Annotated in this window: 23 protein-coding genes; 11 read left to right on the top strand and 12 right to left on the bottom strand. The window is 63.6% G+C overall.

Annotation, left to right across the window (positions count from 1 at the left end):
* Positions 1-70: 70 nt before the first annotated feature.
* From AC3WQS_RS05650 to phoH2, 5 genes are all read left to right on the top strand, one after another.
* On the top strand, positions 71-1267 hold the full coding sequence (locus tag AC3WQS_RS05650) for a hypothetical protein (RefSeq protein ID WP_020970259.1): 1197 nt from the start codon (positions 71-73) through the stop codon (positions 1265-1267).
* A 76-nt stretch (positions 1268-1343) separates the two neighbouring features.
* On the top strand, positions 1344-2651 hold the full coding sequence (glyA, locus tag AC3WQS_RS05655) for a serine hydroxymethyltransferase (protein ID WP_003945195.1): 1308 nt from the start codon (positions 1344-1346) through the stop codon (positions 2649-2651).
* Between the two features lie 153 nt (positions 2652-2804).
* A complete protein-coding gene (locus tag AC3WQS_RS05660) occupies positions 2805-4238 on the top strand; it encodes an amidase (protein ID WP_019744590.1) in 1434 nt (477 codons plus the stop codon).
* Between the two features lie 26 nt (positions 4239-4264).
* Positions 4265-4981 (top strand): helix-turn-helix transcriptional regulator, encoded by a 717-nt coding sequence (locus AC3WQS_RS05665; RefSeq protein ID WP_007726367.1) that lies wholly within the window; start codon positions 4265-4267, stop codon positions 4979-4981.
* A 275-nt stretch (positions 4982-5256) separates the two neighbouring features.
* Positions 5257-6624 carry an RNA 5'-3' helicase PhoH2 gene (gene phoH2, locus AC3WQS_RS05670; RefSeq protein WP_003945274.1) on the top strand — a complete coding sequence of 456 codons (1368 nt, stop codon included), beginning with the start codon at positions 5257-5259 and terminating at the stop codon, positions 6622-6624.
* Between the two features lie 60 nt (positions 6625-6684).
* Here the strand turns inward: phoH2 and AC3WQS_RS05675 are convergent, their stop codons facing one another.
* The 5 genes from AC3WQS_RS05675 to AC3WQS_RS05695 all read right to left on the bottom strand — a co-directional run bounded on the left by AC3WQS_RS05675 (position 6685) and on the right by AC3WQS_RS05695 (position 11509).
* On the bottom strand, positions 6685-7089 hold the full coding sequence (locus AC3WQS_RS05675) for a carboxymuconolactone decarboxylase family protein (RefSeq protein WP_019744588.1): 405 nt from the start codon (positions 7087-7089) through the stop codon (positions 6685-6687).
* Between the two features lie 30 nt (positions 7090-7119).
* Positions 7120-7545, bottom strand: a complete 426-nt coding sequence (locus AC3WQS_RS05680; protein ID WP_019744587.1) for a limonene-1,2-epoxide hydrolase family protein — start codon at positions 7543-7545, stop codon at positions 7120-7122.
* A gap of 17 nt (positions 7546-7562) precedes the next feature.
* Positions 7563-9176 (bottom strand): serine hydrolase domain-containing protein, encoded by a 1614-nt coding sequence (locus AC3WQS_RS05685; RefSeq protein WP_492712974.1) that lies wholly within the window; start codon positions 9174-9176, stop codon positions 7563-7565.
* A gap of 97 nt (positions 9177-9273) precedes the next feature.
* Positions 9274-10845 carry an MFS transporter gene (locus AC3WQS_RS05690; RefSeq protein WP_020970254.1) on the bottom strand — a complete coding sequence of 524 codons (1572 nt, stop codon included), beginning with the start codon at positions 10843-10845 and terminating at the stop codon, positions 9274-9276.
* A gap of 97 nt (positions 10846-10942) precedes the next feature.
* Positions 10943-11509 (bottom strand): TetR/AcrR family transcriptional regulator, encoded by a 567-nt coding sequence (locus AC3WQS_RS05695; RefSeq protein WP_003945239.1) that lies wholly within the window; start codon positions 11507-11509, stop codon positions 10943-10945.
* A 340-nt stretch (positions 11510-11849) separates the two neighbouring features.
* Between AC3WQS_RS05695 and AC3WQS_RS05700 the strand changes: the two genes are divergently transcribed.
* Both AC3WQS_RS05700 and AC3WQS_RS05705 read left to right on the top strand, forming a co-directional pair.
* On the top strand, positions 11850-12305 hold the full coding sequence (locus AC3WQS_RS05700) for a nitroreductase family deazaflavin-dependent oxidoreductase (protein WP_020908518.1): 456 nt from the start codon (positions 11850-11852) through the stop codon (positions 12303-12305).
* Between the two features lie 59 nt (positions 12306-12364).
* Complete coding sequence (locus AC3WQS_RS05705; RefSeq protein ID WP_019744583.1) at positions 12365-13084, top strand: NADPH-dependent F420 reductase; 720 nt, start codon at positions 12365-12367, stop codon at positions 13082-13084.
* A gap of 49 nt (positions 13085-13133) precedes the next feature.
* Here the strand turns inward: AC3WQS_RS05705 and AC3WQS_RS05710 are convergent, their stop codons facing one another.
* Both AC3WQS_RS05710 and glpX read right to left on the bottom strand, forming a co-directional pair.
* Entirely contained in the window at positions 13134-14537 is a 1404-nt protein-coding gene (locus tag AC3WQS_RS05710; RefSeq protein ID WP_492712975.1) for a class II fumarate hydratase, read from the bottom strand.
* 101 nt (positions 14538-14638) lie between these two features.
* Positions 14639-15673 (bottom strand): class II fructose-bisphosphatase, encoded by a 1035-nt coding sequence (glpX, locus tag AC3WQS_RS05715; protein ID WP_019744581.1) that lies wholly within the window; start codon positions 15671-15673, stop codon positions 14639-14641.
* 180 nt (positions 15674-15853) lie between these two features.
* Here glpX and AC3WQS_RS05720 point away from each other — a divergent pair, with 180 nt between their 5' ends.
* On the top strand, positions 15854-16423 hold the full coding sequence (locus AC3WQS_RS05720; RefSeq protein ID WP_029255848.1) for a DUF4245 domain-containing protein: 570 nt from the start codon (positions 15854-15856) through the stop codon (positions 16421-16423).
* A gap of 21 nt (positions 16424-16444) precedes the next feature.
* Here AC3WQS_RS05720 and AC3WQS_RS05725 read toward each other — a convergent pair whose 3' ends face one another.
* From AC3WQS_RS05725 to AC3WQS_RS05735, 3 genes are read right to left on the bottom strand one after another with little or no spacing between them, the layout of a single operon-like run.
* A complete protein-coding gene (locus tag AC3WQS_RS05725) occupies positions 16445-16663 on the bottom strand; it encodes an exodeoxyribonuclease VII small subunit (protein ID WP_003945276.1) in 219 nt (72 codons plus the stop codon).
* On the bottom strand, positions 16660-17925 hold the full coding sequence (gene xseA / locus AC3WQS_RS05730) for an exodeoxyribonuclease VII large subunit (protein WP_003945258.1): 1266 nt from the start codon (positions 17923-17925) through the stop codon (positions 16660-16662). The genes AC3WQS_RS05725 and xseA overlap by 4 nt, the downstream gene beginning before the upstream one ends.
* Complete coding sequence (locus AC3WQS_RS05735) at positions 17922-18521, bottom strand: lipid droplet-associated protein (protein WP_030244398.1); 600 nt, start codon at positions 18519-18521, stop codon at positions 17922-17924. Before AC3WQS_RS05735 ends, xseA begins: the two co-directional genes overlap by 4 nt.
* A 153-nt stretch (positions 18522-18674) precedes the next feature.
* On the opposite strand from AC3WQS_RS05735, the gene AC3WQS_RS05740 reads away from it, so the two are divergent.
* Entirely contained in the window at positions 18675-19688 is a 1014-nt protein-coding gene (locus AC3WQS_RS05740; RefSeq protein WP_003945273.1) for a 4-hydroxy-3-methylbut-2-enyl diphosphate reductase, read from the top strand.
* Positions 19689-19755: 67 nt separating this feature from the next.
* Here the strand turns inward: AC3WQS_RS05740 and AC3WQS_RS05745 are convergent, their stop codons facing one another.
* Positions 19756-20712 (bottom strand): DUF6542 domain-containing protein, encoded by a 957-nt coding sequence (locus AC3WQS_RS05745; RefSeq protein ID WP_020970252.1) that lies wholly within the window; start codon positions 20710-20712, stop codon positions 19756-19758.
* A gap of 217 nt (positions 20713-20929) precedes the next feature.
* On the opposite strand from AC3WQS_RS05745, the gene AC3WQS_RS05750 reads away from it, so the two are divergent.
* Together AC3WQS_RS05750 and AC3WQS_RS05755 are read left to right on the top strand one after the other, a co-directional pair.
* Positions 20930-22105, top strand: coding sequence for an exonuclease SbcCD subunit D (locus AC3WQS_RS05750; RefSeq protein WP_020908513.1), 1176 nt, complete (start codon positions 20930-20932; stop codon positions 22103-22105).
* Complete coding sequence (locus AC3WQS_RS05755) at positions 22102-25080, top strand: AAA family ATPase (RefSeq protein WP_195790666.1); 2979 nt, start codon at positions 22102-22104, stop codon at positions 25078-25080. The genes AC3WQS_RS05750 and AC3WQS_RS05755 overlap by 4 nt, the downstream gene beginning before the upstream one ends.
* Here the strand turns inward: AC3WQS_RS05755 and AC3WQS_RS05760 are convergent, their stop codons facing one another.
* On the bottom strand, positions 25081-26274 hold the full coding sequence (locus AC3WQS_RS05760; protein ID WP_003945249.1) for an AI-2E family transporter: 1194 nt from the start codon (positions 26272-26274) through the stop codon (positions 25081-25083).
* Positions 26275-26370: the final 96 nt, after the last annotated feature.

Genomic DNA, 26370 nt, shown 5'->3' on the forward strand with positions numbered 1-26370 from the left:
TTGTGCTCGGTGCCACGTCCGGGACTTTCGCCGGGTGGCATTCCGGAGCGAGCGGCTAGGCTCGGTCGTTATGGATCCAGACACACTTGTTCGCCAATATCTGCTGCTCGGACTGGGTTTCGACCGTCTCGAAGACGGGTTCGTCGACGCGTTCACCGGTGACCCGGCGCTGCGTAAGCAGATCGAGAGCGCCCCGAAGCCCGATCCGCGTGAACTTGCCCGCACGGCACGTGAATTGCGGGGCGAGCTGGCCGGAAGTGGTCTGAATGCCGAGCGCGCTCACTTCATCGACGTTCACCTTCGCGCCCTGGAATGCTCCGGGCGCAAGTTCGCGGGTGAGGACATCGGCTTCGTGGACGAGGTGGAGGCGTACTTCGACGTACGAATCGAAAAGGGAAACGAGGACGCCTACAGCGACGCGCACCGGTTGATGGGTGAAGTTCTGCCCGGTCCGGGACCGCTGGCGCAGCGAGTGCAGGCGCATCGCAAGGCCGACGAGATCCCCGCGGCGAGACTGAACGAGTGCGTCGAGGCAATGTCGAGTGCGCTGCGCGATCTGGTCCGCGGCACGTTCGGGCTTCCGGCGTCGGAAACCGTCGAATACGAAGTGGTGGGGGACAAGCCGTGGTCCGGCTTCAACTACTACCTTGGTGACTACCGCTCCAAGGTTGCGATCAATTCGGATCTGCCGCAGTTCATGGCCAACCTGCCGCGGCTGATCGCGCACGAGTCCTACCCCGGCCATCACACCGAGCATTGCCGTAAGGAAGCCGGTCTGGTCGGTTCGGGTCAGCTCGAGCAGACACTGTTCCTGGTCAACACGCCGCAGTGCATCATGGCCGAAGGCCTCGCAGATCTGGCGCTGGAAGCGATCGTCGGTCCGGAGTGGGGCTTGTGGGCGCAGGACATCTACGCCGATCTCGGCTTGTCTTTCGACGGGGAAAAGGCGCAACGGCTCTCCGCCGCGTCGGGGCAACTGCTGAGTGTTCGTCAGGATGCCGCTCTGATGTTGCACGACGAGGGGCGCAGCCTCGACGACGTGGCACTGTTCCTCGAACGGTGGTCGCTGTCGACGCCGGAACGCGCTCGCCAATCGCTCAAGTTCCTGTCTTCACCGCTGTGGCGGGCGTACACCAGCACGTATGTCGAGGGATACCGGCTGCTCGGGGGCTGGCTGGACGAGGTGCCGGTGGGCGCAGAGCGCACCGAACGCTTCCGCAGGCTGCTCGACGAGCCGCTGGTCCCCAGCTCTCTGCGTGCTGCCTAGTGCCGGGTGGAGACGGCGGGAGCGAACTTCGTAGACTGGACGCATTCGTTTCCGCATCCAGCTTGGAGATTCCTCGATGACCGCTGTGCCCGGCTCCGACGTCAACTCTGCATCACTCGCCGAACTCGACCCCGAAGTCGCCGAGGCGATGGCTGGTGAATTGGCTCGTCAGCGCGACACGCTCGAGATGATCGCGTCGGAGAACTTCGTTCCCCGCTCGGTTCTGCAGGCTCAGGGCAGCGTCCTGACCAACAAGTACGCCGAGGGCTACCCGGGACGTCGTTACTACGGCGGTTGCGAGCACGTCGACGTCATCGAGGATCTGGCGCGCAACCGTGCGAAGGAACTCTTCGGTGCAGAGTTCGCGAACGTTCAGCCGCACTCGGGCGCACAGGCCAACGCTGCTGTTCTGATGGCACTGATGAACCCGGGTGAGAAGCTGCTCGGCCTCGACCTTGCACACGGTGGTCACCTCACGCACGGCATGAAGCTGAACTTCTCCGGCAAGTTGTACGACGTCGCGTCCTACGGCGTCAGCAAGGAAGATCACCGCATCGACATGGACGAGGTGCGCTCGATCGCCCTCGCCGAGAAGCCGAAGGTCATCGTTGCCGGTTGGTCCGCATACCCGCGTCAGCAGGACTTCGCGGCGTTCCGTGCGATCGCCGACGAGGTCGGGGCGTACCTGTGGGTGGACATGGCTCACTTCGCCGGACTGGTTGCCGCAGGCCTGCACCCCTCGCCCGTCCCGTACGCGGACGTCGTCTCCTCGACCGTCCACAAGACACTCGGTGGACCGCGTTCCGGCCTGATCCTGGCGAAGAAGGAGTGGGCCAAGAAACTCAACTCCGCTGTCTTCCCGGGTCAGCAGGGTGGACCGCTCATGCACGCCATCGCGGCCAAGGCCGTCACCTTCAAGATCGCTGCCGGTGAAGAGTTCAAGGATCGTCAGGCACGCACCCTTTCCGGCGCGCGCATCCTTGCCGAGCGTCTGGGCAACAAGGACGTCGCAGACCAGGGCATCAGCGTCCTGACCGGCGGCACAGACGTCCACCTCGTTCTCGTGGACCTGCGTAACTCGCAGCTCGACGGCCAGCAGGGTGAGGACCTTCTGCACGAAATCGGCATCACGGTCAACCGCAACGCTGTTCCGTTCGATCCCCGCCCGCCGATGACCACCTCCGGTCTGCGTATCGGTACAGCAGCGTTGGCCACCCGCGGATTCGGCGATGCCGAGTTCACCGAGGTCGCCGACATCATCGGTACCGCTCTGGCCGGCAACGCGGATCTGCCGGCGCTGCGTGCGCGCGTCGCCAAGCTCGCCCTCGACCTTCCGCTGTACGACGGTCTCGAGAACTGGGGCCTGCTCAGCAAGAACGTCTAGGTATTCCTTCACCGACGGCCCGGTCCCTTTCGAGGGGCCGGGCCGCTGGTTTTTTTGCCAGTCGCGGATTGTGGCATCGGTCACATGACCGATGGTGGCCGAGTTCGGCGCTTCCTAGCCTGAGAGCATCACCCCTCCGGCGAAGGAAACCCCATGACCGAACAGAATCTGCATTGGCTCTCCGCTACCGAGATGGCGGCGTCGGTCGCGTCGAACAGTCTCTCGCCCAACGAGATTGCCGAAGCGATGATCCAGCGCGTCGACGCAGTCAATCCGTCGATCAACGCGATAGTGCAGTTCGATCGCGAGCAGGTCACGCGCGACGCGGCCGAACTCTCACGGCAACAGGAATCGGGCGAGAAACTCGGCCCGCTGCACGGCGTTCCGTTCACGATCAAAGATCTGACGGCAGTCGACGGGCTGCCGACCACGTTCGGGATGAAGCCGATGGCCGACAACATCGCGACGGGAAATGCCGTCGTCGTGGACAGGCTGCGCGGCGCCGGCGGGCTGTTCCTGGGAAAGACGAACACTCCCGAAAGCGGTTACTACGGTGGCACGGACAACCACCTGTACGGGCCGACGCACAACCCGTGGAAGCTCGGCAACAGCGCGGGCGGGTCCAGCGGAGGTGCGTCGGCTGCCGTGGCTGCAGGCCTCGGGCCACTTGCCGAGGGCAGTGACGGCGCCGGATCGGTGCGTATCCCGTCGGCGCTCTGCGGGGTCGTCGGGCTCAAACCGACCACCGGCGTCATTCCGCAGACCATTCTGGCCGGGCGGTTCTACAACTGGGCGTACCACGGTCCGATCACCAGGACCGTCGCCGACAACGCGCTCATGCTCGACATCATGGCCGGGCCGGACAATGCGGATCCGCTCTCGATCGAGCGTGCGGAGACCTCGTACGTCGAAGCGGCGAAGGGTGACGTGAAGGGGCTTCGCGTCGCGTGGTCGACGAATCTCGGCCTCGGCCATGTTGATCCGGAGGTGCTGGCAGTGTGCCTCGACGCGCTGGCGGCATTCGAGGAATTGGGTGCCCAGATCACCGAGGCGACCCCGCAGTGGGGAAATCCGTCGGAGTCGATGTGGAACGGCATCTGGGTTCCCGGTTTCGCTTCCGAATACGACTTGCTCGACTGGGAGAACCAGCGCGGCGAGGTCGACGACAACCTGATCGAGATCATGCACGAGGCCGAGCGGCTCACCGGTGTCGACGTCGGGCGGGCCGACGCATTCCGCGGCGTCATGTGGGACACGTGGACCACGTTCATGAACGACTACGACGTGTTGGTCTCGCCGACCTTGGCTTCGGCCACGTTCCCGCTCAGTCAGTTCGCGCCGTCGTGGCTCGAAGGCGCGTCGCTGCGTGAGCAGTTGCTCGATTGGCTCTTCACCTACCCGTACAACATGCTCAACAACCCCGCGATCACCGTGCCCGCCGGATTCACCGCCGACGGTCGACCGGTGGGGCTGCAGATCGCCGCACGCCACCGCCAGGACGCACTGGTTCTGCGGACTGCCGCGAACTTCGAAGCGGTGCGTCCGTGGGCGGACAGGAAGCCGGCCGATTCACTGGTGGTGGCCTAGCTCACACGATTGGCTAGATTGGTGTGATGACGTCTGTACTGCCTGATCGCGGCGCTGGACCTGACATGTTCGCGCCGCGATCGCCGGCGGCCGGGGCATACGGCATTCTCGGCCTGTGCGCCGAAGAACTCCGCGCACGTGGACTCGCGTACTCGGCTGCGGCGGTCACGTACCGGGACCCGTCGAGCGGACGGCATCGGGCTCTGGCGAGTTCCGGATACGACGCCAGGGTGCTCGAGTTCCTGCTCGACGACTTCGTCGCCGATCGCAATCTCTTCGGCATCATTCGCGAGGCTTCGGGCGTACCAGTGTTCTGGCAGGACGTGCCACGATTCGAGCAGGTCGAGATGGTTACCGATGTGCTGCGGCCGTCCGGGTACGCCGAGGGCGCGTCGGTCGCATTGGGGTTCTCCGGCCGTGAGGTGACCGGATTGCTGCACATGAGCTTCGCGGATTCCGGCGTCGTCGATCGCGTGCGCGAGGTGGTGGCGGCGTCCAGCGCGGCCTGCTCGCGCGTCGTGGGGGACCAGGTGGCGCTCGATCGTGTCCATCTGAGCCCACGGGAGATCCAAGTACTGCAATTGGTGGCCAGGGGCGCGGGCAATGTCGAGATCGCCGAGGAGTTGTTCGTCAGCCGTCGCACCGTCGCCACCCACCTCGAGAACATCTTCGTCAAGACCGGAACCAATTCGCGGGTTCAGGCAGCGGTGCGCGCCGCGAAGTGGGGTCTGATCGAGTCCTGAGTGACGATGAATCACACGAGTGGCATTTTGTTACCTGGCGTTCACCAGATGTGCGGCTCGTTCCGTGGCGCGAGTGTCCGATCCGCAGTACCGTCGGCAGTAACTAGTAACCAGAAGTTACTTGTGCGGGAGGTTCTGATCGTGACTGAAACACTCAGTACGAGAGGGCCGGCGCCCGGCCCTTGTTTCAGCTGACACAGCGTCACCTGACACCAGAGCCGTCCGGCCCAGCGAGCTGAGTTTGCGCGGGTGCCGCGCAGACCTAGGAGCCCAACGTGACTGCATCACGCTCCGTCTCTGCCCACTCGGCCCGGGCTGATCTATCAGCCGGGAATCATTCGGGAGATGCACTTCGCACGTACGTCTTGGATACCTCGGTACTACTGTCCGATCCATGGGCTGTCACTCGATTCGCCGAACACCATGTGGTACTGCCACTGGTCGTGATCAGCGAACTCGAAGGCAAGCGACACCACCACGAACTGGGATGGTTCGCCCGAGAATCGCTCCGCATGCTCGACGATCTCCGGATCGAATACAGCCGCCTCGACCGTCCGGTACCGATCGGCACCGAGAACGGGACACTGCAGGTCGAACTCAATCACACCGACCCTGCGGTCCTGCCCGTCGGATTCCGCACGGACAGTAACGATTCGAGGATTCTGGCGTGCGCGCTGAACCTTGCGGCGGAGGGCAAGGACGTAGTCCTCGTCAGTAAGGACATTCCGCTTCGTGTGAAGGCAGGCGCGGTGGGACTGCCTGCCGACGAGTACCACGCTCACGACGTCGTGCCATCCGGATGGACGGGCATGACCGAGCTGGACGTCGCCTCGACGGACATCGACGAGCTGTTCAACGAGGGTTTCCTGGACCTTGACGAAGCACGAGATCTGCCGTGTCACACGGGTCTTCGTCTGCTCGGTGGTTCGTCGAGCGCCCTCGGTCGGGTGACTCCCGACAAGCGCATCCAGTTGGTGCGCGGTGAGCGTGAGGCTTTCGGGCTGCACGGCCGCTCCGCCGAGCAGCGCATTGCGCTCGATCTCCTCATGGACGAGAGCATCGGCATCATCTCTCTCGGCGGCAAGGCAGGCACCGGTAAGTCGGCTTTGGCTCTGACAGCAGGTTTGGAAGCCGTTCTCGAGCGCCGCACCCAGCGCAAGGTCGTCGTCTTCCGTCCGCTGTATGCCGTTGGCGGACAAGAACTCGGCTACCTTCCCGGTAGTGAGAGCGAGAAGATGGGCCCGTGGGCTCAGGCCGTTTTCGACACTCTCGACGGGTTGGCTTCGCCAGAGGTTCTCGAAGAGGTTCTCGCCCGCGGAATGCTGGAAGTGTTGCCGCTGACGCACATTCGCGGTCGGTCGCTGCACGATTCGTTCGTGATCGTCGACGAAGCGCAGTCACTCGAACGAAATGTTCTGCTGACAGTGCTTTCTCGTCTGGGAACCGGCTCGCGGGTGGTTCTCACGCACGACGTCGCGCAGCGTGACAACCTGCGAGTGGGCAGGCACGACGGAGTTGCGGCCGTCATCGAGAAGCTCAAGGGGCACCCGCTTTTTGCGCACATCACACTCACGCGCAGTGAGCGGTCGCCGATCGCCGAGTTGGTGACCGACATGCTCGAGGAGTTCGGCCCTACTTCCTGAGAAGCGATCTCCCCGTGCGGACTTCGGTCTGCACGGGGAGGTTCTTGGGTTTTCAGTAGTTCAGTTTTGCAGCGGTCCGAGTTCGTTGTCGAGAACTTCCTGCACCACACGCATTGCCGCCAGTCCGGCCGGAGCACCGCAGTACGCGCTCGCGTGGATCACGGTTTCGACGATCTCGGTGCGCGTCAAGCCGTTTCGTAGTGCTCCGCGTACGTGGCCTTTGAGTTCGTTCTCCGCGCGCAGCGCGATCAGCATCCCCAGATTGATCAGACTGCGGCTGCGGCGATCCAGTCCGGGACGCGTCCATACCGAACCCCAGACGTTGGCCGTCACGAAGTTCTGCAGTTCTTCGCTGTCGGTGCCGCGGGTGCGCTCGAAGGCGGCGTCGACAAAATCGGCCCCCATGACTTCGGTGCGCACAGCCAAGCCGGCGTCGAAGGAGTCAGGCGTGGTGTTCTCGGGCATGGCAGGTTCGCTCGCTTTCGGCAGGTGATTTCAGGCCGGAGCAAGCCTACTTCGTGTCCCGCTCCCGACGACTGCACGGCCGACCGCGGTCACCACACCCCACGCGACGTCTCGCAGACTGAAGTAGTCGCGCCAGACGGAGACCTTGCCGTCGCGCAGTTCGAAAGTTCCGCACACCCAGAATTCGATGCGCAGCGGCCCGACGGTCAGGATGTCGGTGCGTTCGGTGAGCACCGTGGACTCGTCGCCGACGATGTGGTGCATCTCCGCCTCGAATTTCAGTGAAGGCTTGGTGACCAGACGAAGCGCTCGCACGACGGTCTTCTTGCCTCGCAGTGTGGGGAGCGAGACGTTCTGCCAGACGATGTCGTCTGTCATCAATTCCGCTGCTGCGTCCACGTCGAAATCGGTGAGGGCCGCGAACATTGCGTTCACCGTGGCTGTCGAACTACTCATGGGGTGTCCTTGGCTGATTATTCGGCCGGTGTTGCCCGGATGAAGGTACCGAGATGATCGTGATCGAAGTACTCCAAGGTTAGCGAGTTTCCGTCGAAGGTGGCCTTCGAGACCGTCCCGGCCGGTGCGTTCTCGCCGCTGAGCGGGAACGTGAAGGTGTTTCCGTCCCAGTGGGTCAGCGGATACGTCACCGCCGCGGGACCCATCGTCAAGGTCAGCGCACCGTTCTGCTGCGTCACGAGTGCGGGACCCCAGTACGGGTTGCCGTAGTCGCCGGTCAATTGGTTTGTCGGTGGGGCAGGAGCGGGAGTGGCCGGCGGTGTCTTCCCGGCAAGTTCGCCCTCGGGATCGGCTTGTGAGGCAAACGCTGCTTCGTACAGCGGGCGCCACTCGCGGGTGATCTTCCCGAACTGCACCAGATCGGCGAACTCGGCGGTCAAGGTCTCCGCGACGCCGGTGGGCGTGCCGTTGGTCAGAACGACGATGCCGACGTCAGCGGAGGGAATCGTCACGAAATTTGTCCCGGCTCCGACCAGGAAGGCGCCGGAGTGGCTGGCGGTGACACGGCCTGCGGCGCTGTCGGAAACGTTGAACCCGTAGCCGTAGAAGCCGGAGCGTTCCCCGATTTCCTGCGCGTGGCGCGAGACGATCTCCGGGTTCACTGCGGGCACGAGCGCATCCGTCTGAACGACCTGCTGCCCCTGATACTGACCGCCGGACAGCACCATGTCCAACCACTTGGCCAAGTCGTTCGCGGAGGAGCTGACTCCACCGGCGGGGGATTGGGCGTCGGCGTCCCGAACCGGCCCTACCTTGTACTTTCCGTCTTCGAGGATGTGGCCCACTGTTCGATTTTCTCGGGCCTGGTAATCGGCGAACCGCGAAGACGTCGATGTCATACCGAGCGGGCCGTAGATCGTGTTCTGCGACAGCGTTTCCCAATCGGTGCCCGCCGCAGCTGCAACGGCCTCAGCGCCGGCTGTGACGCCGAAGTTCGTGTACTCGTATGTGATTCGGAATGGATTGAGCGGTAGTTGGCGAAGCTTCTCGAGCACCTGGGCCCGGTTGTAGCCCAGGTCCTCCAGCCCGTCGCCGGCGTGGTCCGGTAATCCCGACCGATGCGTGTAGAGATCGGAGATCGTGAGGTGGTCGGTCACCCACGGATCGCCAAGCGCAAACCCCGGCAGTTTCGAGATCACCGGAGTGTCCCAGTCGACGGTCCCGATTCCGACTTCGTGGGCGACCACCGTGGCTCCTACCGATTTCGACACCGATGCCAGTTGGAACACGGTGTCGGCATCGACGGTGGCGCTCTTACCCAACTCGCGAACCCCGAATCCCTTTGCATACACAGTCTTACCGCCGTGCACCACGGCCACAGCCATGCCGGGGACGCCCGAACTTGCCATGAGATCGTTCGCGAGGCCGTCGAGCTTCCCGACCGCGTCGTCGATTTGCCCGTCCGGGATCGGCACCCCGGCGTCGAGACCGGGGCTGGCGTCGCTGACGACCGGCCCGGGCGCTGAGGTGGTGTCTGAATCGGACGAGCATCCGGCGAGCAGGGCGACCGTCAGTACTACCGGAACCGCCGCAGCCGACAGTCGCGAGCTGTTTCTACTGGTGATGGACACGAGATTCTCCCTAGCAGGGCTGTCGTCGGTACCACTCGGTCAATCCAGTATCGGGGAACGGCGGGCTGAGATACGGACAAATCGGGAAACCTTGTAGCTACTTCGGGGTCTTGGTCGCCAGACTGCCGAGAATGGAGCCTTCTGTGACCGGCTTCCAGGGGAGCAACAACGCGACCAGCAGCGCGGTGATCAGTGCTGCGCCGACCGTGAAGTACGACGCGATGGCGAAGCCTTCCAGGCACGCGGTCTTCATCGTGTAGATCAGACTGTCCTTCTGCTGCTCGAAGAGCGGACTGATGTCGCGCGAGCGGATCTCGATGACGCTGAGCACCGACTCACGAGCGAAGCCCTTCTCCTGTGCCGACATCACGGCGTCGGGAATGGCGTCGACGATCGGAGCCACCTTGGACGTGTAATACGAGGCGACGATCGAGCCGATGACGGCGACGCCCAGGGTCCCACCGAGTTCACGCGTCGTGTCGTTGACTGCCGAGCCTGCGCCGGCTTCGTCGAGGGGCACCGAGGACATGATGGAGTCGGTAGCCGGTCCCTGGACAATTGCGAGGCCCAAGCCCATGAGAACCATCGAGATCACGACGGGTCCGAGGTAGGGCGTCTCGACGGTCGTCTGGCCGGCCAGGAACATGCCGCCGCTGAGGACGAGGAGGCCGAACACCATCACTGCGGTCGTGCCGAGTTTCTGTGCCGCCAAGGTGGCAACTGGGGCGCCCACCGCAACAGCGGCGGCGAAAGGCAAAGAGTGGATGCCGAATTCGAGTGGCGAGTATTCGCGAACGCCCTGGAAGTACTGCGTGATCAGGAACAAGAACCCGAACATGCTGAAGTAGCTGACCGCAATAGCCAAGGCGGGGAATGAAAACCGCCGGATTCGGAAGAGATTCATGTTCAGGATCGGCGCATCGGTGCGCAGTTCCCATGCGACGAATGCCGCCAACAACACTGTTGCGGAGAGGTATCCCGTGATGCTGAATGGCGACACCCATCCGCGATGTGGTGCGTCGATGATGGTCCACACCAGAATGACGATGCCGAGGAGCGACAAGATTGTTCCGACGAAATCGAATCGGCCGACGTGAAGCGCCTTCGATTCCGGAACAACCAGCAGCACACCGACGATGACCAGCAACGCAGCCGGAACGTTCATCCAGAACACCGAGTGCCAGGAGAAGTGCTCGAGAAGCCAACCGCCTGCCGTCGGGCCGATGGCAATCGCGAAGCCGGCCATTGCGGTCCAGGCAGCGATGGCGATGGCTCGTTCTCTGGCGTCGGTGAAGATGTTCGTGATCATGGCCAGGGTGGCAGGAAAGACCGCTGCGGCAAAGACACCCATGGCAGCGCGCGCCATGATCACCTGTTCGAGGTTGGAAGCCAAAGCGCCGACGAGCGACATCGCGCCGACGCCGATCAGACCGATGATCATCACTCGGCGGCGTCCGAAGCGGTCACCCAGGTGGCCGAAAGTGAGTAGGAACCCGGCGAAGGTCAACGTGTACGCGTCGACGATCCATTGCAGGTCACTGACGCTGGCGAACAGGTCGACGCTCATCGTCGGCAGTGCGACGTTGACCACTGTGTTGTCCAGCACGACAAGGAGTTCGGCGAGGCAGATGAAGATCAGCGCAGTGAATCGACGGGACTTGGTCATCATGGGCGCCGAGGGCGCCGGTGCAAGTGTGTGAGACATGTTGGTACGCCATCTCTGCTCCTGCGCGGACGGCAGCAGCGGTTGGAAGTAGAGGGGTTGGTCAGCTCGGGGCCGAGACCAGAGCCTTGAGGTGCGCGCCGATCCGATCGAGAGGCGCGGTGGTGTGCTGAGCTTTTGCCATCAGAGTCGCGCCTTCGATCGACGCGATCACGACGGTTGCCCACTGTGCTGCAGTCTCGGACGGCTGTCCCTGCTGCCAGAAGAACGATGTGAGAAGCGATTCCCACGAGGTGAAGGATTCGCCCGCAGCAGTTAATGCCGCCGGCGTCGACGCGCCCTCCACTGCAGCGGCTGCGACCGGACAGGAGGAGGTGAAATCGCTCTCTACCAAGCTGTTTCGAAATATTGTGACAACCGCGTCGATGATCTCCGGTGGGGAAGACTGAGCGATCATCGAACTGATGGCGGCGCTGACGCCTCGGCCGAAGTAGGCAACTGCTTCGCCGGCCAGCTGTCCTTTGCCTTCGGGGAAGTAGTGGTACACCGACCCGCGGGGAGCTCCCGAGCGTTCGACGATCTCGGTGAGCGAGGTCGTCGCGATCCCGTGTTCACGGAAGGCGTTGATGGCGCCGACCAGCATCAGAGTGCGGGAATCGGAGTCGGCCATCCCGCCATCGTATGCAATCGCAGAGCTGTTCGATTCATCTGGTGCCGCTGATTCTCTTGGTACTCCCCACTTGCGACGCGCTGCGGCGATCGGACAACGCGTCTGCGGGCCGGTCATGGCAACGAGGTGTCTCGAGGTGTGTTCATCACTGCCTCCCAGTATGTCGATCGGTATAGGAACGAATCTGAGACTAGATGTAACCGACAGACACAGTCAAGTGTTGTGTGCAGGTAGTGGGTATTGATCGATATTCATGGTGGCAAAACTCCCGGATCAGTGGTTATATCGTTCGGTATAGAGCTGTTGCTTCGAGCGCCAGCTCCGGAGGAGAGGAAACGGCATGCCGGTACCGACGTCAGTTGCACGAAAACGAAGAATCGAAGTCGCAGTCGGGAAGTATTTCGCCAATCCGCTGGTCACCGGATTGAATCGGATCGGTTTGATGCCGTCGTTGATGACCGAGATCGAGACGGTTGGACGCCGAACCGGTCTGACCCGCCGAGTGCCCGTTGCGATCACCTACGACGGCGACGAGGCGTGGGTCATCGCGCAGCACGGCATCGACAGGGGTTGGGGCGCCAATATCTCTGCGACGCCGAAGGTTCGGATCCGTCGCCGCGGCGAGTGGGTGGACGGACAGGCCCAGATCATGCCGGACGACGACGTCCCGGCGCGGGTGAAGACATTCACGTCGGGGAAGTTCAGATCGGCGCTGACGGCCTCTGCCTTTCGCGGATTGCAGACCGATCCGGTCAGTGTTCGCATCAGGCTCGAACTCGATCCGTCAACCGATTGAATCAACGGGAGTTGAAGTAGTCGGTACGGAATGACCCGGTGCGTTCTCGTCGTTGACGAATGCAGCGGTGGCGCGATCGCCACTGCACACGACGAAGGAGCAGGGTCATGCGCATCGGAATCATCGGAGCCGGTCAGATCGGTGGCACGCTCACACGTAGGCTCGCTGCGCTCGGTCACGACGTGCGCGTCTCGAATTCGCGGACACCGGACACCCTTGCAGAACTGGAAGCGGAGACGGGCGCGAAGGCAGTCCGCAGCACCGAGGCCGCCGAGGGCGCCGAGTTGGTCATCGTGAGCATTCCGCAGAAGAACGTGGTCGATCTACCGGCGGGGATCCTCAGCGGTGCGGTCGCCGGTGCCCCGGTCATCGAGACCAACAACTACTACCCGCAACAGCGTGACGGTCTGATCTCGGCCATCGAGGACGGACAGACCGAAAGCGGATGGGTGCAGGAGCGCCTGGGTGTACCGGTATTCAAGGCGTTCAACGGAATCTGGTGGAAGCATCTCCTCGAGAAGGGGCTTCCCGAAGGTGCAGAGGGGCGCATTGCGCTACCCATCGCCGGCGACGACGACGCGAACAAGCAGGTCGTGTTCGATCTGATCAATCAGTTGGGCTTCGATCCTGTCGATGCGGGAACGATCGACGATTCCTGGCGTCAGCAGCCGGGAACTCCGGTGTACGGCAAGGACTTCGATCGAGAAGCGACGTTGAAGGCATTGGCCGAGGCGAGCCCCGATCGCACCGACGAGTGGCGCGCAACCACTACGGTGTAGGGAAAAGAGTGGCGGTTTCCGAAGTGGAAACCGCCACTCTGTTGTTTGTTCAGTCCTTGACCTTCGCCATCGCCAGAACGTCGAGACGCTTGTCGAGTTCTTCCTCGCTCAGCTTGTCCGGGACGAGTCCGCGCTCGATGACGACCTGACGGATCGTCTTCTTCTCTTTGAGCGCCTGCTTCGCGACGGCCGCGGCTTCCTCGTAACCGATCGCCGAGTTGAGGGGCGTTACGATCGACGGCGAAGATTCGGCGAGTGTCTTGAGGTGCTCCTCGTGCGCGACCAGTCCGCTGACGCACTTGTCGGCGAACAGTCGAGAGACGTTGGCCAGCAAGGTGAACGACTCCAGCAGGTTGCGTGCCATGACCGGGATGTACACGTTGAGTTCGAAAGCTCCGGCAGCGCCACCCCACGCGATGGCGGCGTCGTTTCCGATCACCTGAGCCGCAACCTGAGTGGTTGCCTCGGGCAGGACCGGGTTCACCTTGCCGGGCATGATCGAGCTACCCGGCTGCAGATCGGGGAGTGCGATCTCGCCGAGTCCGGTCAGCGGACCCGATCCCATCCACCGAATGTCGTTGGCAATCTTTGTCAGTGAGACGGCGATGGTCCGCAGCGCGCCCGATGCTTCGACCAGTCCGTCGCGCGCGGCTTGCGCTTCGAAGCTGTTCTTCGCCGGAGTCAGCGCGTCGACGCCTGTCGACTTGACCAGCTCGGCAACAACTTTGGGGCCGAATCCATCCGGAGCATTGAGACCGGTGCCGACTGCTGTTCCGCCGATCGGCAACTCGCCGAGGCGGGGGAGTGTTGCGTTGACGCGCTCGATGCCGGCCTCGATCTGACGTGCGTAACCGCCGAACTCCTGACCGAGCGTGACCGGCACAGCGTCCATCAGGTGGGTGCGTCCGGATTTGACGACGGTCTTCCACTCGGACCCCTTCGTGGCAAGCGCAGCATGCAGATGTTCCAGTGCCGGAACAAGATCGGTGACCGCTGCTTCGGTAGCTGCGACGTGCGTGGCGGTGGGGAAGGTGTCGTTGGAGGACTGCGACATGTTGACGTGATCATTGGGGTGTACGTCCACGCCGGCGGCCTTCGCGATGGACGCGATGACCTCGTTGGCGTTCATGTTCGAGCTGGTTCCCGAGCCGGTCTGGAAGACGTCGATGGGGAACTGATCGTCGTGCTTGCCTTCGGCGATCTCGTTCGCGGCGGCGATGATTGCGTCGGCCTTGTCCGCGTCGAGCAGTCCGAGGTCCTTGTTGACCTGCGCACACGCTGCTTTCAGCAAGCCCATTGCGCGGATCTGGGTGCGCTCGAGTGGGCGCCCGCTGATCGGGAAGTTCTCGACTGCACGCTGGGTCTGTGCCCGCCACAGCGCGTCGATGGGCACCCGAACTTCGCCCATGGTGTCGTGTTCGATTCGGAACTGTTGATCGTTGCTCTCCGTCATGGCTCCACATTGCCACTTTTGGAGGGCGGGTAGGGGACTACGTCCCCCGTGAGCGGTTAAGGAGTGCAGGGACTCCCTAACCGCTCACGGGGCGGAGCCGATCAGAACGTCGGGGGAACCGCGCCCTCTTCGCCGTCGAAGTCGACGGAGCTGTACTCACGCAGCTTCTCGAGACGGTGGTACGCGTCGATCATGCGAACGGTGCCGGACTTGCTACGCATCACGATGGACTGCGTGCTGGCGCCGCCGCCGTAGTAGCGGACACCGCGCAGCAGGTCACCATCGGTGACGCCCGTGGCGCAGAAGAAGACGTTCTCGCCGGAGACGAGATCTTCGGTGGTCAGGATCCGATCGAGATCATGACCGGCGTCGATGGCCTTCTGGCGCTCTTCGTCGTCGGTGGGTGCGAGCTTGCCCTGCAGCGATCCACCCATGCAGCGCATGGCTGCTGCGGCGATGATGCCCTCAGGCGTTCCGCCGATGCCGACGAGCATGTCGGTGCCGGACTCGGGACGCGCTGCGGCGATGGCGCCGGCAACGTCACCGTCGGAGATCAGACGGATACGAGCGCCGGTGTCGCGCACGTCCTGGATCAGCTGGTTGTGACGCGGGCGGTCCAGGATGCAGATCGTGATGTCGGAGACCGACGCCTTCTTGACCTTGGCGACGCGCTTGATGTTCTCGGCGATCGGTGCGCTGATGTCGATGACATCTGCAGCATCCGGTCCGACAGCGATCTTCTCCATGTAGAACACGGCCGACGGATCGAACATCGCGCCGCGCTCGGCAACAGCCAGAACGGAGATCGCGTTGGGCATGCCCTTGGACATCAAGGTGGTGCCGTCGACCGGGTCGACGGCGAAGTCACAGTCGGGGCCGTCGCCGTTTCCGACCTCTTCGCCGTTGAACAGCATCGGCGCTTCGTCCTTCTCGCCCTCACCGATGACGACGATGCCGCGCATCGAGACGGAGGAGACGAGCTGACGCATAGCGTCGACGGCTGCTCCGTCGCCGCCTTCCTTGTCGCCGCGGCCTACCCAGCGGCCGGCAGCCATAGCACCGGCTTCGGTGACTCGGACCAATTCGAGTGCGAGGTTACGGTCCGGGGTCTCACGATGAGTGCTGCTGGCCGTCATGTGCGGTGCCTCCTGGCGCGGTCGCGGTCGACGGGGTGTGTCGACGCAGTGGTTTCTTCAGGCGTCATTGTCCCAGATGGGAGCGGCTACGTGCGCTGTCGGGTCGCTGCTGCGACGTTTTGTCTCGCTCGAAGGGGACCGGGAATCGTATCTACTGCGCAGTACCTGGATACTGGGGGTGTGGCATCGAAGAAACCCCGCATTCTCGAAGACAACAAAGACATGGTCTGGTCTCTCGTACCGTTGGTGCTGTTCTGCATCATCATTGCGGGCATCGCCAGCCAGTGCACATTCAGTCCTGGCGGCCCGACGCAGGGGCCTATCCCGAGCGTCGACGTGGACGCAGCTCTGAACTACGACGCGAAGGAACTTGGATTTCCCATCCGTAATCCCGGTGTTCCGGACGGGTGGACCCCGAACTCCGGCAGTCGCAAAATCATCTCCGGCGACGGTGGCGGAGATTCGAGCACTGTGGGATTCATCACGACCAGCGGTCGCTACATTCAGCTGACACAGAGCAACGCCGAGGAATTCCCGTTGGTGTCACACGTTGCCGGTGGACAGCGATTCGCGACCGGAGTCGAGACCGTCGGCGCCGACACGTGGAACGTCTTCGGCGGCGAGGGTGTCGAGTCGATCTGGGTCACGGACGTCGGGGATGTTCGCCTGTTGCTCACGGGCGCGGCGACGCCGGACGAGTTCCGGATTCTTGCCGAGAAGGTCGGCGCAGCGCAGCCGATCACGCCATAGGATTTCCGGTCGGAGCGGACGTTACTCGTCCGCTTCGGCCAGAGCCTTTTCGACGCGAGCCCTGGCGCCGGCCAAATGCTCTTCACAGCGCTTGGCCAACGCTTCGCCTCGCTCCCACAGTGAGAGTGACGCGTCGAGGTCCAGGCCGCCCTGTTCGAGAATCTTCACGACGCTCACCAATTCGTCGCGGGCTGCTTCGTAGCCGAGTTCGTTGATGTCGGTGTCGGTGGCGTTGCTCATTTTTCTCTTCCCATCACTGCGGCGCGAACGGCGCCGTCTGCAAGTCGAACTCGAATCTGGGTTCCGGGTGGCGCGTCCTCGACCGAGCGCAGAACCTCCGGATCGCCGTCGGCGACAACACGTTGCACGACTGCGTACCCGCGGGCCAGCGTCGCGGCGGGGCCGAGAGTGGTGAGCCGGGCGCGCAGATGCTCGATCGTTCGGGACTCGGAGTCGATCAACCGAGTTACATCGCGTCGCCCGGCGGCCTGGAGCCTTTCGACCTCTTCGGCGCGACGGTCCACCGCGAGCAGCGGTGATGCCATGACCGGTCGAGTGCGCAACTGTTCGATCAGATGAGACTCACGCTTGACCCAGCTGCGCAGTGCCGCAGCGCTGCGGTCACGAAGATCGGCAACCAGAGCAGCTTCCGCAACCGCATCGGGTACGACGCGCTTGGCCGCGTCGGTGGGTGTGGCTGCGCGCAGGTCGGCGACGTGGTCACTGAGCGGGCTGTCCGGCTCGTGGCCGATGGCACTGACGATCGGCGTCGTGCAGGCCACGATGGCGCGGCACAGCGCCTCGTCGGAGAACGGCAGGAGATCCTCGACGCTACCGCCGCCGCGAGCGAGGATGATGACGTCGACTACCGGGTTGGCGTCGAGTTCCTTCAGCGCTTCGATGATCTGGGGAACAGCAGTGGGGCCCTGCACCGCGGTGTTACGAACCGCGATAGCCACTGCGGGCCAGCGACGGTGGGCGACCGAGACGACGTCCTTTTCGGCCGCGCTGGCTCGGCCCGTGATCAGGCCGATCGTGCCGGGCAGAAACGGAAGAGGCCGTTTGAGTCTCGGATCGAACAAGCCCTCCGCGGCGAGCAAGGCGCGCAGTCTCTCGATGCGGGCCAGCAGCTCACCGATACCCACGGCGCGAATCTCGGTGACACGCAACGACACCGTTCCGCGTCCGGTGTAGAACGAGAGCTTGCCGAACATCACCACACGCGAGCCCTCGGTCAACGGCACCGGAGAGTTGTGCAACAACTGTGGTGAGCATGTGATCGACAGCGACATGTCTGCCGACGGATCACGCAGAACGAGAAAGGCCGTCCGGGTACCGGGGCGTGCATTGATCTGTGTGATCTGACCTTCGACCCAGATGCTGCCGAGTCGATCGATCCAGCCGGCGACCTTGGCGGAAACCGTGCGGACCGGCCACGGCTGCTCAGCGCTGCTGGCGCCGGACGATCGCTGCGATGAAGCGGGGGGCGTTGCGGAAGTCACTTTGCCTTGGCTGTGGTGATGCGGTTGGTGAGCATGGTCTGGAACGGTGCGCGGGCGAGCGTCGCATTCTCGTAGTCCAGGACGGCGGTCAGCTCGTCGATGCTGAGCGTCCGGATACGCGCACGGAGCTGTGCGAGTGTGAGGTTGGGGTAGTCGAGTTCGGTGACGATCTCGGGCTCTTCGGCAGGTCCGTCCGTCGTAGCTGCCGCGGATTCGGACTCGGCGCCGGGTGCGGGCTCCTCGATGGGGGCAGTCGGCTCGAGCGAGTAGAGCGCGAAGCGCCCGGCGTTGGTCGGGGTGTCAGCGGTGGTCGCGCCGGTGGTCGACGCCGAGTCCGCGGGAGCGTCGGCGTCCTCGTCGAAGACCGCCCACTCGGGCTGTTCGTCCTCGGAAGACCAGTTGATCAGTGCAAATGCCTGATCGCCCTTGATCGCCAACGAGGTGATCGACTGCTGCACGCGCATGCTTGTCTGCAGCATCTGGCTCACGGCGGTCATCGGCAGGGCGACAGCGGTGGTGGGCAACTTCTTTGCCTCTTCCATCGCGGTGACGGCGAGTCCCGCGGCAACGCGCGCCACGAACGGTGGTCGGATCATTCCCACAGCTTGCCGCAAAGCTCCGACAATCGGTAGCCGACTTGCCTGTGACGGCCGTACTCGTTTACTTCGGAACCTTCGATCGGAGCCCGAAACCGAGGTGTTCACGTTTGCCGGAGTGTCTCACGTTCGAGGTGCCAGTAGGCTGGTCACATGTCTTCGGCTGTTCCTCTCAATCTCGGTATCGCGCACTCGGCTGATTCGCCGTCCACCCGCAAGGGCAGCGCCAAGCGCGTGCTCCTCGCCGAGCCTCGCGGCTACTGCGCCGGCGTCGACCGCGCGGTCGAGACCGTCGAGAAGGCGCTCGAGAAGCACGGCGCACCCATCTACGTGCGTAAGGAGATCGTCCACAATCGCCACGTCGTCGAGACGCTCGAAGATCAAGGCGTGATCTTCGTCGACGAAACCGACGAGGTTCCGGAAGGATCACTCCTCGTGTTCTCAGCGCACGGTGTGTCTCCGGCCGTCCACGACTCGGCTGCCGAGCGGAACCTGCGCACGATCGACGCTACGTGCCCCCTGGTCACGAAGGTGCACCAGGAAGCAAAGCGATTCGCTCGCGACGATTACGACATTCTCCTCATCGGCCACGAAGGCCACGAGGAGGTCGAGGGCACCGCAGGTGAGGCTCCCGATCACGTCACGATCGTCGACGGCCCGGATTCGGTCGACGCGGTCACGGTTCGTGACGAGTCGAAGGTCATCTGGCTTTCCCAGACCACACTGAGCGTCGACGAGACGATGCAGACCGTCGCGCGCCTGCGTGAGCGTTTCCCCAATCTGCAGGACCCGCCGTCCGACGACATCTGCTACGCCACGCAGAACCGTCAGGTCGCGGTCAAGGCGATGGCTCCCGAGTGCGATCTCGTGATCGTGGTGGGTTCACGGAACTCGTCCAACTCGGTTCGCCTCGTCGAGGTCGCACTCGGGGCGGGCGCTGCCGCTTCGTACCTGGTCGACTACGCCCGTGAGGTCGATCTCGCGTGGCTCGAGGGTGTCCAGACCGTTGGCATCACATCGGGCGCATCAGTGCCCGAGGTGCTCGTGCGCGGCGTGATCGAACTTCTTGCCGAGCACGGATACAACGACGTTCAGCCCGTCACCACAGCCAACGAGACCTTGGTGTTCGCTCTTCCCCGTGAATTGCGAGCAGCGCGCACGTCCTAGAACAAGAAAATGCGGGGCACCTTCCATCTGGAAGGTGCCCCGCATTTTTTGCTACTGGGCTCGTCTGTCAGGGCTCTTCGCGATCGCGGTACCGAACTCGCGGCGGCGGATACGCGGGAAGATCGACTCCGGGTGGGCGGCGGCGAGGGGGCAGCGGCGGCGATACGTCGTCACCCGAAGCGAAGAAGGGCTCCATCCGCTCCTCACGCCTGGGCGACGGACTGGGCTCGGGCGCCCGGCGGCGACCGTACGACGGGTAGTCGTCGTCTGCTGTCGGTCTGCTGTCCGGCTGAGGGCGACGCGTAGGCGGTTGGTGCGTGCGATCGACTCTGGGTGGCAGTGGGCTTCTCCGGGGCGGCAGCGGGCGATCGTCTTCGATCGGTTCGCGCCGGGGAGCGCTTCGGTAAGCGGGCTGTTCGTCCACCTCGGGGGCGCGGCGACGCGGGGGCCCGGGGACGGGCGCGTCCGAGACTCTGCGGCGACGCCCGGTCTCGGGTGCGGATTGTTCTCGCGTGGCAGCCGCAGAGGAGTCTCGAGTGGCGGTCGCCGAGCGGCGGGAGCGGGTCGAGCGCGCAGGCCCGGTGGGACGCTGATTGAGCAGGAAGTACCGGAAACCGCCGATTATCAGCACGACGACGGTTGCGGCCAACATGATCGGAAAGCGGTTGACCAACGGGTACGCGATGTTGATCGCGATGTCGCGCAGTGCGGTGCTGTTGTCCTTGCCGATGAGCGTGTGCCCGATCGGCACCGCAGCGAAGAGCAGCAACGGAGGTTGGGCCATCGCGGTGAAAAGAGCCTTGTTCGAAGCGGCAACCACAGCGAAGAGACAGCCCAGGAAGTAGAACGTCGAGAACACCGCGGTGAGCTCGCCGCCGCCTCCGGTTGCATCGATCAGTACGCCGACGGCGGTGACACCGGCAGCAAGCAGGATCACTCCCCACCAGGGCAGGCCGGGGACGGTCACGATGAGCGATCGCTTGTCCAGCGGTACCCCGGAGCGAGCACGTTGGGTTGCAGACACATAACGACATTAGCGGTTCTTGCGTTGTCGGCCGTGTTTGTGCGGGTCGTGGCTGGCGCATTTATCGGCGCGATGGCGCGATGGTTTCGGGTTCTTCGCCAAACGAACCGGACGGATTGTGTGCAGGGTCACCGGACGTTCGTGGGTTGGGGCACACCGTCGAAGCCGTCAGCGTGGGAGATCGGCAGTGTCGGTGGGCTGCTCTACCGTCGGATTCATGAAGATTCTGCACACCTCCGATTGGCACATAGGTCGCACGTTTCACGGCGTCGATCTGTTGGCCGATCAGGCTAGTGTGCTCGGTTCCATCGCGGATTCCGTCCGCGAACACGGTGTTGACGTCGTGGTCGTGCCCGGTGACATCTACGACCGCTCAATTCCCAGTTCCGACGCGGTCACGGTGTGCAATCGAGGCTTCGAGGCAATCCGGGCGGCCGGAGCGGTCATCGTCGCCACGTCCGGCAACCACGATTCCGCGGTGCGGCTCGGTGCCGGGGCGTCCTTTGCAGCTGCCGGCGGATTGCACTTGATCACCCGAGTCGGCCAGATCGGTACTCCGGTGATGCTCAGTGATCAGTTCGGACCTGTCGCGTTTTACGGGATTCCGTATCTCGAGCCGGAGATCACGCGCGTCGAGTTGGACGTGCCCCGGGCTCGTACTCATTCCGACATCCTCGGTGCGGCGATGTCGCGTGTTCGGCGAGACCTCGCCGAACGAACAGCTACCGATCCGTCGACTCGGTCGGTACTGCTCGCGCATGCCTTTGTCGTGGGCGGTGAGGCGTCTGAATCGGAACGCTCCATTTCGGTCGGCGGAGTGGAGACTGTCGCAGTGGGCGAGTTTGCCGGTGTCGACTACGTTGCGCTGGGGCATCTGCATTCGCCCCAGATGCTCTCGGAGAGCGTTCGCTACTCAGGTTCACCGTTGCCGTATTCGTTCGGTGAGCGCAGCCACCGCAAGGCTGCGCTTTTGATCGAACTCGACGCAGCCGGTCTGTCGTCGGTGCAGCGCCTCGATCTTCCGGTGATTCGAGGGCTGAGCCAGGTGACGGGAACTCTCGAAGAACTTCTCACCGAGTCGAAGTACGCCGATTCCGAGCAGTGCTACGTCTCCGCTTTGCTCACTGATCCGGTTCGTCCCGTCGATGCCATGAGGCAGCTCCAGGCACGTTTCCCCTTTGCCGTTCATCTCGAATGGCAAAGGCCGGAAGGACAATCGGATCTCAAGTATCGCGACGCGGTACGGGGTCGAACCGACATGGAGATCGCCCGTGGCTTTGTCTCGGCCGTGCGTAGTGACCCATCCGAGCGAGAGGTGACGTTGATGGCCGAAGCGCTCAGCGCTGCCGCGCGCGCCGAGGAGTCCACGGTAGAACTGAGTGAAACCGCGTGAGGCTTCACAAACTCGAAGTCAGCTCTTTCGGGCCCTTTGCCGACACCGTCGAGGTCGACTTCGACCGATTGGGTGCTGACGGGCTGTTCCTTCTGCACGGCGACACCGGTGCAGGCAAGACCACGATCCTCGACGCGGTTTCCTTTGCCCTGTACGGGCGGGTTCCGGGTGCACGCAACGAGGGCAAGCGATTGCTGTCCGATCATGCGCCTGCCGGTTCGGTGCCGCGCGTGGAACTCGAAGCGACCATCAGTGGTCGCAGAATCAAACTTGTTCGTAGTCCAGAGTATTCGCGCCCGAAGAAGCGTGGCACCGGTTCGATCACGGAGAACGCAAAGGCCACACTGACGTGGTTGGACGGCCGCGGCGAAAACCTTTCGCGCATCCCTGACATCGGTGACGAGATCAACCGCCTCATGGGCATGAGCGCTGATCAGTTCTTCCAGGTGGTGCTCTTGCCGCAGGGTGAGTTCGCCAAATTCTTGCGTGCCGAGAGCGACGAGCGAGGCAAACTGCTCGAGCGTCTGTTCGACACCAAGCGGTTTGTCTCCGTCGAGGCATGGTTCGACGCCAAGCGAAAGGCAAGTGCGACCGCGCTCGCGGCCAGGGAGCAATCCGTGCGGCTGCTGCTCGCGAAGGTCGAGACAGCTGCGGGACTCGAGGTAGGCGCCGAGGCACACCCACTGGAATGGTCGCGCAAACTCCTCGCCGAGGCTCAGGACACCCGCGATGCAAGTCTCGCGGAGCTGGTGACCGCGAAAGATGCAGCAGCCGAGGCTAATCGGGTTCTGTCGGCGGCGCAGCGAACCGCAGATCTGGTAGCTCGCCGTAATCGTGCGACCGCTGAGCTCGCAGCATTCAATACGGGCGCCGCCCAAAGAGCTGTGATCGGCGCTGAACTCGAGACCGCCAAGCGCGCACTGCCGGTGGCCGCTGTCGCCGGCGATGTGGACGCTGCCGGCTTGCACCTCGCTGCCGCACTCGAATCGATGACCACAGCGATGTCGACCTACTCCGCACTCGACGGTCCGGAGATTTTCGTGCCGGAGGTGTGGCCACCCACCGACGATGAGCGTCAACGCGTCGTAGCTCGGATCCGGACCTGGCGTGACGAGATCGTTCGCCTGGACGCAATGGCGGAGGACGCTCGACGAGCCGATGCGGCAGAAGCCGAGATCGAGAAACTCGGAGTTCGGCGAGACTCCCTGTCCGAGCGCATCGATGCCATCGCGGTTGAACGCACACAACTGCCAGAACTGGTGCGCTCGGCCGGCCAACGACTGGAGGATGCGCAACGCGCTCACGCGGCTCTGCCTGGCCTCGAGGCTGCACTCGTAAAAGCGTCGGATGCCGCGACAGCGGCCCATGAAATCGTTTCTCTGCGTGCACAAGCCGAGAAGATTCGTGTGCAGGTGTTGGATGCGCGCGACGCCCATCAGAGTGCTCGCGGGCGCTGGCTCGACCTCGTGCAAAAGCGTATCGAGGGCATGGCGGCGGAGTTGGCGAGTTCACTCGCGCCTGGTGACCCATGCCAGGTGTGTGGTTCGCGTGAACACCCTGCGCTGGCTCAGTCGGATGTCGTCACGGTCACCGAGCCCGATCTGGAAGCCGCGTCAGCGGCCGAGCGTGCGGCCGAGAAAGCCCTCAGCAAGGTGGCCGATCGCCAGGTAACCGTCGAACGTGACATCGACCGGGTGATCGCGCGCGGCGGAGACGGCGATTCCGAAGAACTCGACAGGCTCCGCGCCGAGGCACGGAACGCCGTCGACGAGGCGACACACTCTGCCGGTCAGGTTGGAGTGCTGGCACAAAAACTTGCGCAACTCAATGGGCGTGACACCGAACTACAACAGGAATCTGCTTCTCTGACAGCCGAATTGGCGGCACTTGCCGAGCGTAGGACGACTCTGTCAGCGACGGTCGAGCAGATTCGAGCGGCGATCGTTGCTGCGGTGGGAGAAGATTCGACCATCGCTGCTCGGCGCTCGCGGTTCGAAGGCCTTGCATCCGCTGCCACGGCGGCGTCCGAAATGCGCGACGACGCCGTTCGTGCGCAGGCCCGATCGGCGGAACTGTCGGCCAAACTGTCCGCTGCTGCGGCCGCTGCCGGATTCGATTCGGTCGAGGCTGCGATCGGAGGGGTGAGATCGCCTGCCCGAATCGCGGCGATCGAAACGGAACTCGCCAAGGCGCGTGACCTCGAGGTTGCCGCCCGGACTGTCCTCGACGACCCCGAGGTTGTTGCGGTGGGTGAAGTCGAGACCGTCGACGTGGACGGCCCTCGCGGCCTCGCGCTTCAGTGCGCCGAGGTAGTGAACTCCGCTGTTGCGGCCGCTTCCCTGGCCGAGAACCGTGTGTCGGATCTCGAACGGTTCAGCGCACAACTCGAGAAGGCCTACGAGGCGGTTGCACCTGAGCGTGAACTGCACGACGAACTCGCTGCCCTCGCAGACGTGATCGCCGGCAAAGGTCAGAACAGTCGCAAGATGTCGCTGCGAGCGTATGTGCTCGCTTCGCGGTTGGAAGAGATCGCCGTGTCGGCATCGGTTCGTCTGCAGCGGATGTCCGGGGGACGGTACGAGTTCGTGCACAGTGACGAGGCAGGATCTCGGGGTCGCCGCGGCGGTCTGGGACTCGACATCCGGGACGACTTCACTGGCGTCGTTCGCTCGGCGAAGACGCTCTCGGGCGGTGAATCGTTCTTGGCGTCATTGTCTTTGGCGCTCGGACTCGCCGATGTGGTTGCGGCGGAGTCCGGCGGAATCGTTCTCGACACGATGTTCATCGACGAAGGATTCGGCACCCTCGACGCCGACACCCTCGACTCGGTGATGGCTGTGTTGGACGAGCTTCGCGACGGAGGACGAGTGGTGGGCATCGTCAGTCACGTGGACGAGATGAGGCAGCGAATCCCGAGTCGCCTGCACGTCATTCGCGGACGTGCAGGCTCCTCGGTGAAGGTGATCGCGGGCTGATCAGGCCTTTTTGTTCTCTACCTCTGACTCGGCGTCGTCGTCCTGATCTTCGAGGATGTCCGAGGCATCGCCGGCGGGCATCGGCTCGTTGTCGCTTGCGCGTTCGTCGATCTGCTCTCCGATGTAGCGGATGACAACTGCTGCCACCGCGGCGACGGGCACTGCGAGGAAGGCGCCGACGATGCCGTACAGCGAGCTACCGGCGGCCACGGCAAGCAGCACGATGACGGCGTGGAGTTTCATCGACTTGCTCTGCAGCACAGGCTGAAGGACGTTTCCTTCGATCTGCTGAACGGCCAGGATGATGATCAGCACGATGATGGCGGTGGTGAGGCCGTTTGCCACCAGCGCAACCAACACGGCCAGGGCGCCGGCGACAAACGCACCGACGATCGGGATGAATCCACCGATGAACGTCAGAATTGCCAGCACCGGTGCCAGCGGGACCCCGAGTATCAGCAGTCCGGCGCCGATGAAGACCGCGTCGATCAGGCTCACCAGTGCTTGAGTCCTGATGAATCCGCCGAGCGTGTCCCACATGCGGGTGAGGACCTCTTCGAGATGCCGACCGGCGCGGCCGCCGCCGACAGCGTGCAGCCAGGGGATGAACCTCGGTCCGTCCTTGATGAAGAAGAAGGCGAGAATCAGGACCAAACCGAGCGTGACTAACAACGAGCTCGCCGTGCTCACACCGCTGAAAACGCCTGAAGCGATGGCGGTTCCACTTTCCTGCACCTTCGTGATGACGGCATGGACTGCGTTGTCGATCTGGTCGTCCTTCAGATTCAGTGGCGGACCCTGGAGCCAGTCCTGAACCTGATTGATGCCCTCGGTGGTCTTGTTCGCGAGCTCGGGGGCCTGGCTGACCACTGACGGAACGATGCCTGCGATCACACCGGCCAAGATTCCGATCGAGAGGACCAGGGTGATGCCGGCTGCCGCGGCCGGTGGCATACCGCGCTTGATCATTCCGCGGGTCGGCGGCCACATGACTGTCGCAACGACGATAGCCAGAGCCACCGGCAGGATGATGACCCAGAGCTTTTCGATCAGCCAACCGAAAATCCAGGCGCCCAGCGAAATCGACGCCAACACCAACGACCACTTTGCGAGCCACATACCCCCTTGCCCGATGATCTCGCCGCGGTCGCGCTTTCGCACCCCTGCGGACGTCCCCTTGTCTTGCTCGCTCACTGATCGTCCTTTCCGTCGGCGCAGGGATCTCCTCGCCGATGTGAGAATCCGGTGATCTAGCTGAGCTGATCGTAACGACTGCATGCGATAACTCGT

The organism is Rhodococcus sp. FW305-130 (genome assembly GCF_058788335.1).

Coding starts and splice junctions, on each gene's coding strand:
- AC3WQS_RS05660 (WP_019744590.1), top strand. CDS start 2,805: ATGACCGAACAGAATCTGCATTGGCTCTCCGCTACCGAGATGGCGGCG.
- AC3WQS_RS05680 (WP_019744587.1), bottom strand. CDS start 7,545: ATGAGTAGTTCGACAGCCACGGTGAACGCAATGTTCGCGGCCCTCACC.
- AC3WQS_RS05705 (WP_019744583.1), top strand. CDS start 12,365: ATGCAGCGGTGGCGCGATCGCCACTGCACACGACGAAGGAGCAGGGTC.
- AC3WQS_RS05735 (WP_030244398.1), bottom strand. CDS start 18,521: ATGATCCGACCACCGTTCGTGGCGCGCGTTGCCGCGGGACTCGCCGTC.
- AC3WQS_RS05650 (WP_020970259.1), top strand. CDS start 71: ATGGATCCAGACACACTTGTTCGCCAATATCTGCTGCTCGGACTGGGT.
- AC3WQS_RS05700 (WP_020908518.1), top strand. CDS start 11,850: ATGCCGGTACCGACGTCAGTTGCACGAAAACGAAGAATCGAAGTCGCA.
- AC3WQS_RS05675 (WP_019744588.1), bottom strand. CDS start 7,089: ATGCCCGAGAACACCACGCCTGACTCCTTCGACGCCGGCTTGGCTGTG.
- AC3WQS_RS05690 (WP_020970254.1), bottom strand. CDS start 10,845: ATGATGACCAAGTCCCGTCGATTCACTGCGCTGATCTTCATCTGCCTC.
- AC3WQS_RS05665 (WP_007726367.1), top strand. CDS start 4,265: ATGACGTCTGTACTGCCTGATCGCGGCGCTGGACCTGACATGTTCGCG.
- AC3WQS_RS05750 (WP_020908513.1), top strand. CDS start 20,930: ATGAAGATTCTGCACACCTCCGATTGGCACATAGGTCGCACGTTTCAC.
- glyA (WP_003945195.1), top strand. CDS start 1,344: ATGACCGCTGTGCCCGGCTCCGACGTCAACTCTGCATCACTCGCCGAA.
- glpX (WP_019744581.1), bottom strand. CDS start 15,673: ATGACGGCCAGCAGCACTCATCGTGAGACCCCGGACCGTAACCTCGCA.
- AC3WQS_RS05695 (WP_003945239.1), bottom strand. CDS start 11,509: ATGGCCGACTCCGATTCCCGCACTCTGATGCTGGTCGGCGCCATCAAC.
- AC3WQS_RS05725 (WP_003945276.1), bottom strand. CDS start 16,663: ATGAGCAACGCCACCGACACCGACATCAACGAACTCGGCTACGAAGCA.
- AC3WQS_RS05740 (WP_003945273.1), top strand. CDS start 18,675: ATGTCTTCGGCTGTTCCTCTCAATCTCGGTATCGCGCACTCGGCTGAT.
- AC3WQS_RS05710 (WP_492712975.1), bottom strand. CDS start 14,537: ATGACGGAGAGCAACGATCAACAGTTCCGAATCGAACACGACACCATG.